The sequence below is a fragment of the Alcanivorax sp. genome (assembly GCF_014762765.1).
Classification (GTDB): domain Bacteria; phylum Pseudomonadota; class Gammaproteobacteria; order Pseudomonadales; family Alcanivoracaceae; genus Alcanivorax.
In genome coordinates, this window is the sequence record NZ_JABURH010000106.1 from 1,937 (window position 1) to 15,820 (window position 13,884).

Genomic DNA, 13,884 nt, shown 5'->3' on the forward strand with positions numbered 1-13,884 from the left:
GTGATGGAGCAGACGATGATGGTGTCGATAAAGGTGCCCAGCATGGCAATGGACCCTTGCCGGGCCGGATGATCGGTATTGGCGGAGGCATGGGCAATGGGGGCGCTGCCCAGACCTGCCTCGTTGGAGAAGATGCCACGGGCAATACCGAAACGGATGGCTTCCTTGACCAGGGCGCCAGCAAAGCCGCCGGCGGCGGCGGTGCCGGTAAAGGCGCTTTCGAAGCACAGGGCCAGAGCGGCGGGCAGGGCCTCGGCATGGTCCACTAACACCACCAGGCCTGCCAGCAGGTAGGTCAGTGCCATGAACGGAACAATGAAGGTGGCCACAGTGGCGATTCGCTTCATGCCGCCGAGCACAACCAGGCCGACCAGTACGGCCAGTGTCACCCCGGTGATCCAGGCAGGCAGCCCGAAGCTGTCCTGCAGGCCATGGGCCACGGAGTTGGCCTGGACACTGTTGCCAATGCCGAACCCGGCCAGCATGCCGAAGATGGCAAAGGCGATGGCCATCCAACGCCAGTTACGGCCCAGGCCGTTCTGGATGTAGTACATAGGGCCGCCCACATACTGGCCGGCGGCATCCTTTTCCCGGTATTGCACTGCCAGCACGGCTTCCGCGTACTTGGTGGCCATACCTACCAGCGCAATCAGCCACATCCACACCAGCGCCCCGGGGCCACCGGAGTGGATAGCAGTGGCCACCCCGACGATATTACCCGTGCCGATGGTGGCAGACAGGGAGGTGGCCAGAGCGGCGCCAGCGCCAATGGTGCCGACCCCGGTCTGGGGGCCGAACATCTGTTTGAAGCCGAACCCCAGCTGCCGAATGGGAAGGAACCGCAGTATCAGGGTCAGGTAGATGCCGGTGCCGGCAATCAGGATCAGTGCCGGCCATCCCCACAGGAAGCCGCTGATCTGTTTAAGAATGGTAACCGCTTGCTCCATGGCTCTCGTCCATTTCCCCAAAAGGCCTTAGGCTATGGGAATTTGGCGGGCAGGGAAAGCTGGCGACGTATTTGTGGATGCTTACATATAAAGCATCACATGCGAACTGGTTCAAAATTCGTATATTGATGCTGTGTTAGCGTAGTAAAGTATTAAAACTATCGTCCCGTTATGCTCGGGCTTGATTCTACTCTCCTTGGGGGGAGCCATGGCCAAAGTTACCCAGCTCAAACCGGTTTCTGGCAAAGCCGGAGTAAACAGCCTGCCAAGGCCCATCGAAAAAGTCCGTGATCGTTATGTGTCACTGGCATCGTCCTATCTTGAGGACATGCTGGATGGTGCTGATGACACCCTCTATGACCTGGCTGAAAAAGAAGCGGAGGGTGAACGGGAGCGTTTCTTCGATGCCATGCGGGAGGTACGCATCCAGCGGTCCGGTCTGGTTGCAGGCCTGAAGCAGTCACTCCAGCATCAATTTGCCGAGCTTGCCCAGCTGCGAGAAGGTGGGACTCTGGAAAACACCAAGGTCGACCTGGAATCCCTGACGCTGGTCAATGAGGACGATCTTGAGACCACGGTAGCTCTGGATAACATGGCCCGTCGTGCCCGCAATGGTTGTGATGAACAACTGAAGGTCCTGTGTCACCGCCTGGAATATCTGTTCGAAAGCAAGGTCGAAGTCGGTGAAAAAAATAACCCCTTGGAGCCGCGCCAACTGGTGGATGCCTTCAGCCAAGGCCTCGAACGGCTGTCACTTGATATCAAGGCAAGGCTGATCATTCTCAAGCTGTTTGAGCGCGAGGTGTTGGTAGAAACCGGCTACATGGTGACCGAGGTCAACAAGGTTTTGATTGATGCCGGCGTGTTGCCGGACATGAAATCCGCGCCGATAGCCCCGGTGCGCAAGCCAGGTAACCGCTCATTGGCCCAGAGTGCCTCCTCTCAATCACCGGCCCCTTCCTCGGCCGGCAATGACCAGATGTTCAGCCTGCTGCAGGAGCTGCTGGTTACCATGCGCAGTATCCAGGGCGGTGGAGCCTCGGCGGGCGGTGCTGCACCCGGTGCGGACATGAGCGCAGCCATGGCGGTAATGCAAAATGGCGTGCCCTACCTCAATGGCGCTCCGGTATCTAATGCGGCTTCTGTCCATCAGGTCAGTTCCGATGATCTGGTGGGTGTGCTCAATCGCCTGCAGCGAGTGGAGCGTAGCCTCAGCGAAAAAGACGGGGAGAGGGCTAACCTCAAGGAAGACCTGTCCGAGCTACTGGACAGTGAGCATGGCGAAGCTATTCATGCCCTGGACCAGGCCGATGACGATGTGATCAACCTTGTGTCTTTGCTGTTTGATTTCATCCTTGATGACGAAGGCCTGCCGTCGGAGATCAAGGCGTTGATCGGCCGTCTGCAGATTCCCCTGCTGAAAGTGGCGATCACCGACAAGACCTTTTTCAGCAATGATAACCACGAAGCCCGGCTGCTGCTCAACATGCTGGCCCGGGCCGGCAACCAGTGGGATCCACAACAGGGTATTCAGGACGATCTGTACCAGCGTATCAACCATGCGGTACATCGCATCATTGATGATTTTGAAGAGGATGCCAGCCTGTTCGCCACTCTTCTGGACGAGTTTCAGCGCTTTTTCGATAACCAGAGCTCACGCTCCGAACGGGTGGAGCAGCGGGTCCGTGAGGCGGAAGAAGGCAAGGCCCGTGCCGAGCAGGCCCGTCTGGAAGTGGTGGCAGTGCTCGACAAGCGCATGGCTGGCCGCCAGCTGCCTGATGTGGTGGTGCGGCTGCTCCGTCAGGGGTGGCAACAGGTGTTATATCTGACCTGGTTGCGAGAAGGGCCTGATAGCGCTACCTGGCAGCAGCAGGTCAAGGTTGTCGACGGGGTGGTCTGGAGTGTACTGCCGCACCGTGACCAGACGGCCCTGGAAAAGCTTAAGGCGCTAAGCCCCAAGCTCCTCAAAACCCTTTACAGTGGTCTTGGCCAAATCAGCTATGACGAAGCGGAAGCCAAACAATTGCTGATCAAGTTCCGGGATGTGCACCAGCAGCTGCTCAAGGGGCTGGAAACCGAGCGAGTAGCGGTGGAGCCGGAAATGCCGACCACGGAAGCTCAGGCTACCGAGAACGCGGCCTTGCCGGAAAATCATTTTCTGGTGAAAAAGGCGGGCCAGCTTGCTCCCGGCCAGTGGATTGAAATCGTGGATGGCGATGAGCCTCGCCGTGCCAAACTGGCCGCCAATATCCGCAGCGGCGTCAAGATGGTGTTTACCAACCGGCGCGGTATCAAGGTGGAAGAGTTTTCCGCATACACCTTGGCCGTTGCCCTGCATGAAGGGACTGTTAAACTCATCGAAGAGGGAGCCCTGTTCGACCGGGCTCTGGAAGCGGTCATTGGCGACCTGCGCCGCATGCAGGCCAACGCACAGCATTAAGTCGCTGGTTGGTGCCGCGCAGGAATAAGGAGCTTGCGCGGGTGCTCACCCTTAACGAACACCGGGTTGATCAGGCACAGTGGTGCCCATCCCCCAATTTCAATCTCCGCCCTGATCCCGATGATATTTCCCTTCTGGTAATTCATAACATCAGCCTGCCGCCGGAGCAGTTCGGCGGCGATCATATCCAGGCCCTGTTCCAGAACTGCCTGAACCCGGACGACCACCCCTATTTCCGCGAAATCCATCAGCTCACCGTATCGTCGCATTTTCTCATCCGGCGTGACGGCAGCCTGTTGCAGTTTGTCCCCTGCGACCGGCGTGCCTGGCATGCCGGGATCTCCCGTTTTGCCGGGCGGGAAAACTGTAATGATTTTTCCATCGGCATTGAGCTGGAAGGCGCAGATACTGTGCCCTATGAAGATGCGCAGTACGCGACGTTGACTGAGCTGACTGCGCTACTACAGTCCCATTACCCGGCGATTGACGATACCCGCATTACCGGCCACGAACATATTGCTCCTGGCCGCAAGACCGACCCGGGACCCGCTTTCGACTGGGCGGATTATCGGGCCCGCCTGGCCCGCTACAAGGAGGAAATGGCATGAAATTTCTGGTCCTGATACTGGTTCTCGGCCTGCGGCGGCTGGATACCAGCTGGCCGTTCTGGATTGCCAACCCCCAGCGTCATAAGAGCTGGTTGCAGCAATGGAGCAATCGCCTGGGGCAGGGACAAGGAGTCTGGTGGCTGGCGGTGTTGTTGCCGTCACTTCTGATTTATGCCCTGACGTGTTGGCTGGGAGGCTTCTGGGGGCAGCTGTTGGTGTTGCTTCTGGGCATGGTATTGATGCTGTGGCTGGTAGGTGGGCAAAGCGAGTTTCGTCATGTGGATGAATTATTGGTGCGCGGTCGAATGAACGATCCGGAAGGCTTTGCGGCCCTGGCCACGGATGAATTCGATGTTACCGGAACGCCAGGGGATCCCACTTACCAGAGTGCCCTGACGGAAAAAATTCTGGCGCGGGAGCAGCAACTATTTATCGCTATTTTCTGGTTGGTGGTGCTGGGTTTCGGAGCGGCGTTTTTGGTCGTACTCAACCGAGCCTGGGTAATCCGGGCTGGCGACGAGCAGGCCAATAACTGGCAGATGCGCCTGGATGGCTGGCTAAGCTGGCCGGCCAACAGGTTGCTGGTATTGAGTATGGCCCTGGCCGGGGATTTCACCGCGGTGATGGAGAAAATGCGAGGCCATTGGCTACGTCAAGAGCACAGTGGTGAGTCCTTGCAGCAGGTGGTCAATGTGGCACTGGAAGCGCCACCATCAGGGGAGTCAGGTTCCCTGTCCGCGGCCCTGGATCATCTGGAGTCCCTTCAGGGGTTGCTACTGCGTTGCGTTGCCATCTGGCTGATCCTGTCGGCGCTGTGGATCATCGTGATCTGAAGGCGCTGGGTCGCGCGTGGGGTGCACTGAGCGAGCCATCTAATTGATAACGGTGCGATCAACGCCGTAGCGGTTCTCAAAACTCAATGGCCGCGCCCAGAGCTTGGGCGCGGCCTTTTCTGTTTGACAACAGAAGGGCGTGCTCCGCGTGTTTTCAATTCTCAATTATCCATTATCAATTGCTTTTCGCCTGGTGCAATTCGCTTAGGCTCATGCACCCTTCGGGAAGTGTTGAGGTGCTTTTCCCCTGATCAGACTTAGGTCTGATGTCGTCCTGCTCTGCCAGACCTCATGCTGGTAGGGCTTTGCCATACCAAAAAATCCGCCTGTAACCCGCCTGTGGTGATTATCGTCATTTGACCGGCCGGTCATTGCGGCTAGTATGGAAAGAGCTTGTATCAGTTCGCCCAACACCCCCGGGCGCTTATTTCCGCGGTGCTGCAGTGATCCTGCAGGGCCGCCTGGCAACGCGAAAAAGGACGCACGCCCATGCACAAAAGAAGTTTCTTTGATGATATGGACCCGGCAGAAACCCGGGAGTGGCTAGAAGCCCTGGAATCCGTCGTCGAGCGCGAAGGCCCTGAGCGGGCTGCCTGGTTGCTTGACACCATCACCAACGAGGCTCAGGAACAGGGCATCCGCCGTACCGACCTCAATACCCCTTACCTCAATACCATTCCTGCCAAAGACGAAGTGCCGATCCCCAGCGATATCTTCATGGAACGCCGGGTGCGCTCCCTGGTGCGCTGGAATGCGCTGGCTACGGTGATGCGGGCCAATATGAATGACGACGAGCTGGGTGGCCATATTGCTTCCTTCGCGTCATCCGCCACGCTTTACGATGTGGGTTTCAATCATTTCTTCCGGGCCCCCAGCGACAAGAACGAAGGGGACCTGGTGTTCTTCCAGGGCCATTCCGCCCCGGGGGTGTATGCCCGCGCTTACCTGGAAGGGCGCATCAGCGAAGAGCAGCTCGACAACTTTCGTCGGGAGGTGGATGGCAAGGGCCTGTCTTCCTATCCGCATCCTTGGCTGATGCCGGATTTCTGGCAATTTCCCACCGTGTCCATGGGGCTGGGGCCGATTCAGGCCATTTACCAGGCCCACGTCATGAAGTACCTGCAAAACCGCGAGCTGATCCAGAAGGATGACCGCAAGGTGTGGGCCTTCCTGGGTGACGGCGAAATGGACGAGCCCGAATCCCTGGGTGCCCTGGCGCTGGCCGGTCGCGAGAAACTGGATAATCTGATCTTCGTGGTCAACTGCAACCTGCAGCGGTTGGATGGTCCGGTGCGCGGTAACGGCAAGATCATCCAGGAGCTGGAAGGTGTGTTCCGGGGCGCCGGCTGGAATGTGATCAAGGTGGTCTGGGGCCGTCTCTGGGATCCGCTGCTGGAACGGGACAGCCAGGGGCTGCTGCGCCGGCGTATGGAAGAGTGCGTGGACGGCGAATATCAGGCCTACAAGAAAAACGGAGGCGCCTACACCCGTGAGCATTTCTTCGGTGAGTACCCGGAGCTGAAGAAGCTGGTGGAGCATATGTCCGACGATGAGGTGTACCGCCTAAATCGCGGTGGCCATGATCCCTTCAAGGTCTATGCGGCCTATCATGCGGCGGTTAACCATACCGGTCGACCCACGGTGATTCTGGCCAAGACCGTAAAAGGGTACGCCACCGGCGCCGGTGAAGCGGTCAACAAGACCCACCAGATGAAGAAGCTGGACCTGGAAAGCCTGAAGGAATTCCGTGACCGCTTCGACATGCCGTTCACCGATGAACAACTCAAGGATGTGCCCTACTACCGGCCGGAGGGTGACTCCCCGGAAATGCGCTTCATGAAAGAGCAGCGCGATAAGCTGGGCGGTTATATGCCGGTGCGTCGCCAACAGGCCAGCCAGGCGCTGACCCTGCCGGGGCTGGATATCTTTGCCAACTTCCTGGAAGGCAGTGGCGATCGGGAAATTTCCACCACCATGGCGTTTGTGCGCATGATGAGCGCGCTGATCAAGGACAAGCAGATCGGCGAAAGGGTGGTGCCGATTGTTCCGGATGAGGCGCGTACCTTTGGCATGGAAGGCCTGTTTCGGCAGCTGGGCATCTACTCTTCTGGTGGCCAGAAATACGAGCCCGAGGATGCCGGGCAGGTCATGTATTACCGGGAAGACAAGAAGGGTCGTATCCTGGAAGAGGGCATCAACGAAGCGGGCGCCATGTCCGGCTGGCTGGCTGCCGCCACCAGCTACAGCGTGCACGATTTCACCCTGATCCCGTTCTACATTTATTACTCCATGTTCGGTTTCCAGCGCGTGGGCGACCTGTGCTGGGCCGCCGGCGACAGTCAGGCCCGCGGTTTTCTGCTGGGCGCTACCGCCGGACGCACCACGCTCAATGGGGAAGGGTTGCAGCATCAGGACGGCCACAGCCATCTGCTGGCCAGCACCGTGCCCAACTGTGTCAGCTATGACCCCACCTACAGCTACGAGCTGGCGGTGATTCTCCATGACGGGCTCAAGCGCATGTATGAAGACAACGAAAAAGTCTTCTACTACCTGACGCTGATGAACGAAAACTACGTGCACGGCGCCATGCCGGAAGGTGCGGAAGAAGGCATTCGCCGTGGCATGTACCTGTTGCGTGAAGGCAAGGGAAAAACCAAGAAATCCCCCCGCGTGCAGTTGCTGGGTAGCGGCACAATTCTTCGCGAAGTGGAAGCAGCCGCCGAGCTGCTGCGGGATGACTTTGGTGTGGCCGCAGACGTGTGGAGTGTCACCAGCTTCAACGAACTGCGCCGGGAAGGCCTGCGCCTGGACCGGGATGAAATCCTCCACCCGGATCAGGAGCGCGAGCGTACCTGGGTAGAGAGATGCCTGGATGGTCGCGACGGCCCGGTGATTGCGTCCACCGACTACATGCGTGCCTTTGCCGACCAGATCCGGCCCTGGGTACATGCTCCTTATACGGTGCTGGGCACCGACGGGTTCGGCCGCAGTGATTCCCGACAGAAACTGCGCCACTTCTTTGAAGTAGACCGCTATTTTGTGGTGCTGGCGGCACTCAGTGCACTGCGTAAGGACGGCAAGGTAGAGGCGACTACTGTGAAAAAGGCCATCGAAAAATACGGCATCGATACGGATAAACCCTATCCGGTGATGCATTGATCGCACCCCAACGTGATCTCACAAAAGGAGACCGGTGTGAGTAAGACCATGATTCGTGTTCCCGATGTGGGCAGCAGCGATCCTGTTGACGTCATCGAGATCAGCGTGAAAGTCGGCGACACCATTGCCGAAGAAGACACCATTATCGTCCTGGAATCTGACAAGGCCACGGTGGAAGTGCCGGCGCCGCAAGCGGGAAAAATTACCGCCATCAGCGTCAAGGTGGGCGACCGGGTCAAGGAAGGCGATGACCTGATGGAAGTGGAGGCCGGCGGCGAGTCGGAAGACGAAGCCGTCCAGGAATCCGAGGCTGCCAGTGAAGCGTCGCAAGCCGCAGAGGAAAAACCGGAGACAGAGTCTAAGCCGCAAGAAGAGGATGAGTCCGAAGTACCGCAAGCGAAGGCAATCGGTGGCAGCGAAACTGTTTCAGTCCCTGATCTTGGCGATATCGATTCTGCAGAAATCATCGAAGTGAATGTGGCCGTGGGTGATGAGCTCGAGCAGGAGCAGGTCATCGTGGTGGTGGAATCGGACAAGGCGTCCCTGGAAATTCCCGCCCCCTCCGCTGGCAAGGTCGAGTCGGTGGCAGTGAAGGTGGGCGACAAGGTGGGAACCGGTGATGAGCTGCTGACCATGGCGGTGTCCGGCGGTCAGCCGGCAGCGGACCAGCAAGGCGAGGCAGACGAGAAGCCAGAGGAACCCGCGACAGCGCCGGCTTCACAGCAAGCTCAAACTGGGCAGACGCAAAAACCGGCGCCGGCGGCCTCATCGTCGCCAGCGGCAGATTCCGGGGCTCCTTCCAAGTCCGTGCATGCCGGCCCGGCGGTACGCAAGCTGGCCCGGGAAATGGGCGTGGATCTGGCCCAAGTCAACGGCACCGGGCCCAAGGATCGTATCCTCAAGGAAGATGTGCACGCCTGGGTTAAGCAACGCCTTGAAGGCACGCCAGCGGCATCCGGCGGTGGTCTGGCGGTGGAATTGCCGGAGATCGATTTCAGCCAGTTTGGCGAGATAGAGCGGCTGGAACTCAACAAGCTACGCAAGGTGTCCGCCCAGAACCTGACTCGCTCCTGGTTGACCATTCCCCATGTCACCCAACACGAGATGGCAGATATCACCGGCCTGGAAGCCTTCCGCAAACGGCAGAACAAGGTGCTGGAGAAAGAAGGCGTCAAGCTGACCATGCTGGCGTTTCTGGTCAGCGCCTGTGCCAGAGCGCTGCAGGAGTTCCCGCGTTTCAACAGCTCCCTGGAAAACAGCGGTGAGGCCCTGATTCAGAAGCACTACATCAACATCGGCATTGCCGTGGACACCCCCAATGGGCTGGTGGTGCCGGTGATCAAGGATGCGGACAAGAAAGGCCTGAAAGCCATTGCCCAGGAAATGGGTGAGCTGGCTGAAAAGGCCCGCAACCGCAAACTGACACCAGCGGATATGAAAGGCGGTACTTTCAGCATTTCCTCGCTGGGGGGGATCGGAGGCACCGCCTTTACGCCCATCGTGAACTGGCCGGAAGTGGCCATCCTTGGGGTAAGCCGATCCGACATGCAGCCGGTCTGGGACGGTGAGCAGTTTCAGCCCCGGCTTATGCTGCCGTTGAGCCTGTCCTATGACCACCGTGTGATTGATGGCGCCGATGCGGCTCGCTTCATTACCTACCTGAGCCAGTTGCTGACGGATATGCGGCGGGCGTTGCTGTAAGCCCCTGTCAGTCGGTGTTTGCGACACTAAAAAGCCGGCATATATGCCGGCTTTTTAGTGTCGCAAGATAAAGATTGCGCCTGGGTTACTCTTCGCGTTTGCCTTTATTCTCCTTCCACTTTTCCTTGCGTTCTTCCCGGCGCTCCATGCGCTTTTCTTTCATCTCGGCCAGTTTTTCCTGCTGCTCGGGGGTCAGTACCTTGTTCATCTTGTCCTGGGTTTCTTCGTGCAAGGCTTTCATCTTCTCGCCTTGCTCCTGAAAGATCGCTTTGAGCTGAGTGCTTTGCGCCTCACTCAGTTCCAGTTTCTTTTCCAGACGCTCCACCATGTTCTCCCCGCCTTTATGACCGGGGCCATAGGCAAAAGCGGAGGTGGTAAAGATAGCCAGGGCAACAATAGCCAGTTTTTTCATGGTGCTCTCCTTGTGACTCAGTGAGTCCCTGTGAATGTGTGGGATCAGTATGTAAGGGAAGAGTGCAAGGAATATGCAGGAAAAAAGGAAGAAGCAGTAGCAAGTGACAAGTTGCAAGTCTCAACGCGGTAAGGGTGCGTTGCTAACCAACTTGCGCTGATATGCGCGGTTCTGTGTTGGGGGCAGTTAGCAGAAAAGTTTGCGGCGCGGCGTCAGCGTTTATTCCAGGCGCGGCAGTGCTTCGCGTTGAAACTTGTCACTTTCAACTTGCAACTCAGGGCTGCTCTAACCGATACCCCACCCCATAAACACTACCAATCCAGTCATGGGACTGGTCGTCGCCGTCGCTGAGTTTGCGGCGCAGTTTGCGGATGTGGCTGTCGATGGTGCGGTCGGACACTACCCGGTGATCCTGGTAGATTTCATCCATCAACTGGTCCCGGGACCAGATACGGCCGGGGTGGCGGGCCAGGGTGGCAAGCAGGGCAAACTCAATGGCGGTGAGAGCGACCCGCTGTGACCCCATGACTGCCTCATAACGCTCCTCGTCCAGAGTCAGGGTGGGGGCGGAACTGTCCTGTTGCGGATTGGCCCGGCGCAATACCGCCTTGACCCTGGCCACCACTTCCCGGGGGCTGAAGGGCTTGCAGATATAATCATCGGCGCCCAGCTCCAGGCCCAGCAGACGATCCACTTCATCCACCCGGGCGGTGACCATCAGGATCGGCACCTGGCTGTGTTGGCGAATGGCTTTGCACACTTCCATGCCATCACCATCCGGTAGCATCAGATCCAGCAGAATGGCCTGAAAGTGTTCCTTTTTTGCCAACGCCATGGCTTGCCTTGCGCTGTCGGTCTGCTCGGTGTGAAAGTGCGCGTGCTGGAGATAGTCCGCCATCAGTTGTGACAGGCGGGGCTCGTCTTCCACGATCAGGATGCGATTCATGGGGCGCCTCCCGGCAGGGTAATGCGGATGCGAACGCCGCCCCGAGGACTGTGTGCTGCCGCAATAGTGCCGCCATGGGCTTCAACAATCCGCTGGCAGATAGCCAGCCCCAGGCCGGCCCCCCCCGTGCGGCGGTTGCGAGAGCTTTCCACCCGGTAGAGATGATCGAACAGGCGGGGCAGGGCATGGTCGGGCACGCCGGGGGCGCTGTCGTCGACAAGGAGTTCCCATTGGCCTGACTGCTGTGTCAGGGACAGGCTCAAGGTCCCGCCGCTGGCCGTGTACTTGAGCGAATTCTGCATCAGGTTGTCCAGCAACTGGCGAATACGCACCGGGTCCATATCGATAACGGCTCGGTCGGGAAGATGGGTTTCCAGGCTGATGCTCTGCTGGCTAAAGCTGTTGCGATAACTGTCGGCCACCTCGCCAAGCAGGTCCGCCAGATCGTCTCGATGGAACTGGTAACGCAGATTGCCACCGTCGGCCAGCGCCAGATCGTGCAGGTCGTTGATCAGGTGGGTGAGCTGGGCCACTTCTCCTTCCAGGGACTTGATGAACGCCGGGCTTAGAGGGCGAATACCATCGCTGATGGCTTCCAGTTCGCCCTGCAGGATTGCCACCGGGGTGCGCAGCTCGTGGGCAATGTCCGAGAACCAGCGTTGACGGGCTTGTTGCCCCTGATCCAGTCGTTCTGCCAACTGATTCACCTGTTCGGTGAGCGTACCCAGTTCGTCCCGGCGCCGGCTTTCCAGACGGGCGCTGTAATGGCCTTCCTGGAGATCGCGGGTGTGCTTGGACAGGGCCAGAATCGGCGCTACCAGGTGGCGAGCCAGCAGCCAAGAGACCAGCAGTGACAGCAAGACACCGACAAACAGCATCCAGCCGATGAAGCGCAATTGGCGGCCCATAAAGCGCTGGTCCAGTTTGTCGCGGATGGCTTCCTGGTCCGGGTAGGTCAGGTAGCCGACGATACCGCGACCGACCTGAACAGGAATTTCCGAACGGAATTTCGGGGGCGCTGGTGGGCCCAGTAACCGTTGTTTGTGGGCATCCAGCAGCTGCAGATGGCGGTGGTCGCTGCGGCTGTCCCGGTCGTCTTCCCGATCTCCGGCCAGCCGGTACAGCCGTTTGAGAAGACGGGGATCGTCCATCAGGAACTGCCAGCCGCCGCGCTGCTGGTAGAGCAGGCCCAGATGATCTGCGAGCCTTTCTACCTGGGCCTGCTGGCGTTCATCCAGGTAGGTTTCCAGGCTACCCAGAAACGACAGGTAATAGAAACCGCTGGCCGCCAGGGTGAGCACCAGGAAGGTAGACAGGAAAATGACAAAGAGTTTGTTGCGGATGCCCATGGCGAAACGTCGTCGGTCCGGGTCTCCAGTGTAGCCCGAGCCAGCGCCCCTGCGGCAGGGTTGCACAATGTTTTCACAATGAGGAGCGGCAAGCTTCAAGCAGCAAGTTACAACACGGATGAGGTTAGGAGTTTGAGTGAAATGCTCTGCCCGCGATTAACGCTGATTCGCGGGAAGACCATTTGAGTGCCTGACAATCCTTTTTCGCGTTGTAGCTTGAGGCTTGCAGCTTGCTTCCTGCTTCGATTACCACAGGCTGTTCGGTGGCACGATTCCCTCTGCGGTAAGCGGGGTCAGCCCCTCTGTGTCTTCGGCTCCCAGAGTACTTCCGGGGACTTCTGGCGCAGGTTGATCACCCGGGCCATCACGAACAACAAATCGGAAAGCCGGTTGACCAAGGCCAGGCTCACCGGGTTGACGGCGTCTTCGTTGGCTTCTTGCAGAGCCACGAAGTGGCGCTCGGTGCGTCGGGCCACCGTGCGGCAGTGGTGGCACCAGGCAGCGTCCGGATGGCCGCCGGGGAGCACGAATTCTTTTAAAGGCGGCAGCTCCGCATTGAAGGTGTCCGCCCGGGATTCCAGCTCCACCAGATCATGATCGTCAATCACGCGATGCCCGGGGATCGCCAGCTCGCCGCCAATATCGAACAGCAATTGCTGGGTCAGGCCAAGCGCGGTATCCAGATCCGCATCCAGGGATCGGGCGCGCAACACCCCCAGGCTGCTGTTCAGTTCATCCAGTTCACCCAGTACCTGAATGCGCGGGTGCCACTTGCTGACCCGGCTACCATCGGCCAGCCCGGTGTCGCCACGGTCGCCGGTGCGGGTGATCACCCGGTTGATGCGGGTCTTGTCCTTGTCGCTCATGGTGGCTCCTAGTGCAGGGGGGGTAACCACAGAGGGCACAGAGTTCACTGAGAAAAACGAGTTGCTGCTCCCCGTGGCGTCCGGGTCTGTCGTAGGGTGCACTGAGCCTAAGCGAACTGCACCATCAAAACGTGTTCGGTCGGTGCAGTTCGCCCTAGGCTCAGTGCACCCTACACAGATTCCTAGAACTCCACGCCAAACGCGGCGCGGTAGTGGCGTTCCGGTAATGGATACAGTGTTGCTGTGCTTGTGGTGTTGCTGAAGTTACCGTAGTCCACTACCTGATGATCTTCCAGGTTGTAGACGCCTGCCTTGAGATAGAACGCCCGGTAGCGGGCAGTCAGTTGCAGATCCGTGGTGCGGTAGTGGTCCAGTTTTCGGAAGCGGTTGTCCAGGTCACCGTCAAAGCGGCGATCCCCCACATAACGGTGACTGATCTGGGTAGACAGCCAGGACAGGGCCTGCCAGTCGGCGATCAGCTGCAGGGTGTGTTCAGGCACCAGCGGTACGTCGTTGCGGTCGAAGGGGCCGCCGTCGAAACGGGCTTGCTGGGCGCTGGCGTTGATGGTCAGCATCAGGTTCTTGTCCAGCCGCCAGCGGGAATTGATGCTGACGCCCTTGTG

General features: G+C 58.8%; 11 protein-coding genes. 5 read left to right on the plus strand and 6 right to left on the minus strand.

What is annotated here, in order from left to right; genetic code table 11:
* Positions 1–947, minus strand: a 947-nt coding sequence (locus HUJ17_RS06305) for an amino acid carrier protein (protein WP_290509887.1), incomplete at its 3' end; no start/stop codon positions are given.
* 208 nt (positions 948–1,155) lie between these two features.
* Here HUJ17_RS06305 and HUJ17_RS06310 point away from each other — a divergent pair.
* The 5 genes from HUJ17_RS06310 (at position 1,156) to aceF (ending at position 9,688) form a co-directional block, all read left to right on the plus strand.
* Positions 1,156–3,387, plus strand: a complete 2,232-nt coding sequence (locus HUJ17_RS06310; RefSeq protein ID WP_290509888.1) for a DUF1631 domain-containing protein — start codon at positions 1,156–1,158, stop codon at positions 3,385–3,387.
* Between the two features lie 41 nt (positions 3,388–3,428).
* Positions 3,429–3,995, plus strand: coding sequence for a 1,6-anhydro-N-acetylmuramyl-L-alanine amidase AmpD (ampD, locus tag HUJ17_RS06315; RefSeq protein WP_290509889.1), 567 nt, complete (start codon positions 3,429–3,431; stop codon positions 3,993–3,995).
* Positions 3,992–4,828, plus strand: a complete 837-nt coding sequence (locus HUJ17_RS06320; RefSeq protein ID WP_290509890.1) for a hypothetical protein — start codon at positions 3,992–3,994, stop codon at positions 4,826–4,828. Before ampD ends, HUJ17_RS06320 begins: the two co-directional genes overlap by 4 nt.
* A 489-nt stretch (positions 4,829–5,317) precedes the next feature.
* Entirely contained in the window at positions 5,318–7,987 is a 2,670-nt protein-coding gene (aceE, locus tag HUJ17_RS06325) for a pyruvate dehydrogenase (acetyl-transferring), homodimeric type (RefSeq protein WP_290509891.1), read from the plus strand.
* Between the two features lie 36 nt (positions 7,988–8,023).
* Positions 8,024–9,688: a dihydrolipoyllysine-residue acetyltransferase gene (aceF, locus tag HUJ17_RS06330; protein ID WP_290509892.1), complete on the plus strand. Its 1,665-nt coding sequence runs from the start codon at positions 8,024–8,026 to the stop codon at positions 9,686–9,688.
* A gap of 85 nt (positions 9,689–9,773) precedes the next feature.
* Here aceF and HUJ17_RS06335 read toward each other — a convergent pair whose 3' ends face one another.
* From HUJ17_RS06335 to HUJ17_RS06355, 5 genes are all read right to left on the minus strand, one after another.
* Positions 9,774–10,100, minus strand: a complete 327-nt coding sequence (locus tag HUJ17_RS06335; RefSeq protein WP_290509893.1) for a hypothetical protein — start codon at positions 10,098–10,100, stop codon at positions 9,774–9,776.
* Positions 10,101–10,374: 274 nt separating this feature from the next.
* Positions 10,375–11,046, minus strand: a complete 672-nt coding sequence (locus HUJ17_RS06340; RefSeq protein ID WP_290509894.1) for a response regulator — start codon at positions 11,044–11,046, stop codon at positions 10,375–10,377.
* The gene (locus tag HUJ17_RS06345) at positions 11,043–12,395 is read right to left on the minus strand and encodes an ATP-binding protein (RefSeq protein WP_290509895.1); all 1,353 of its coding nucleotides are present in this window, start codon (positions 12,393–12,395) and stop codon (positions 11,043–11,045) included. The genes HUJ17_RS06340 and HUJ17_RS06345 overlap by 4 nt, the downstream gene beginning before the upstream one ends.
* A 293-nt stretch (positions 12,396–12,688) precedes the next feature.
* On the minus strand, positions 12,689–13,261 hold the full coding sequence (locus HUJ17_RS06350) for a cob(I)yrinic acid a,c-diamide adenosyltransferase (RefSeq protein ID WP_290509896.1): 573 nt from the start codon (positions 13,259–13,261) through the stop codon (positions 12,689–12,691).
* A gap of 182 nt (positions 13,262–13,443) precedes the next feature.
* The coding region (locus HUJ17_RS06355; protein WP_366471173.1) for a TonB-dependent receptor at positions 13,444–13,884 on the minus strand (441 nt) is incomplete at its 5' end.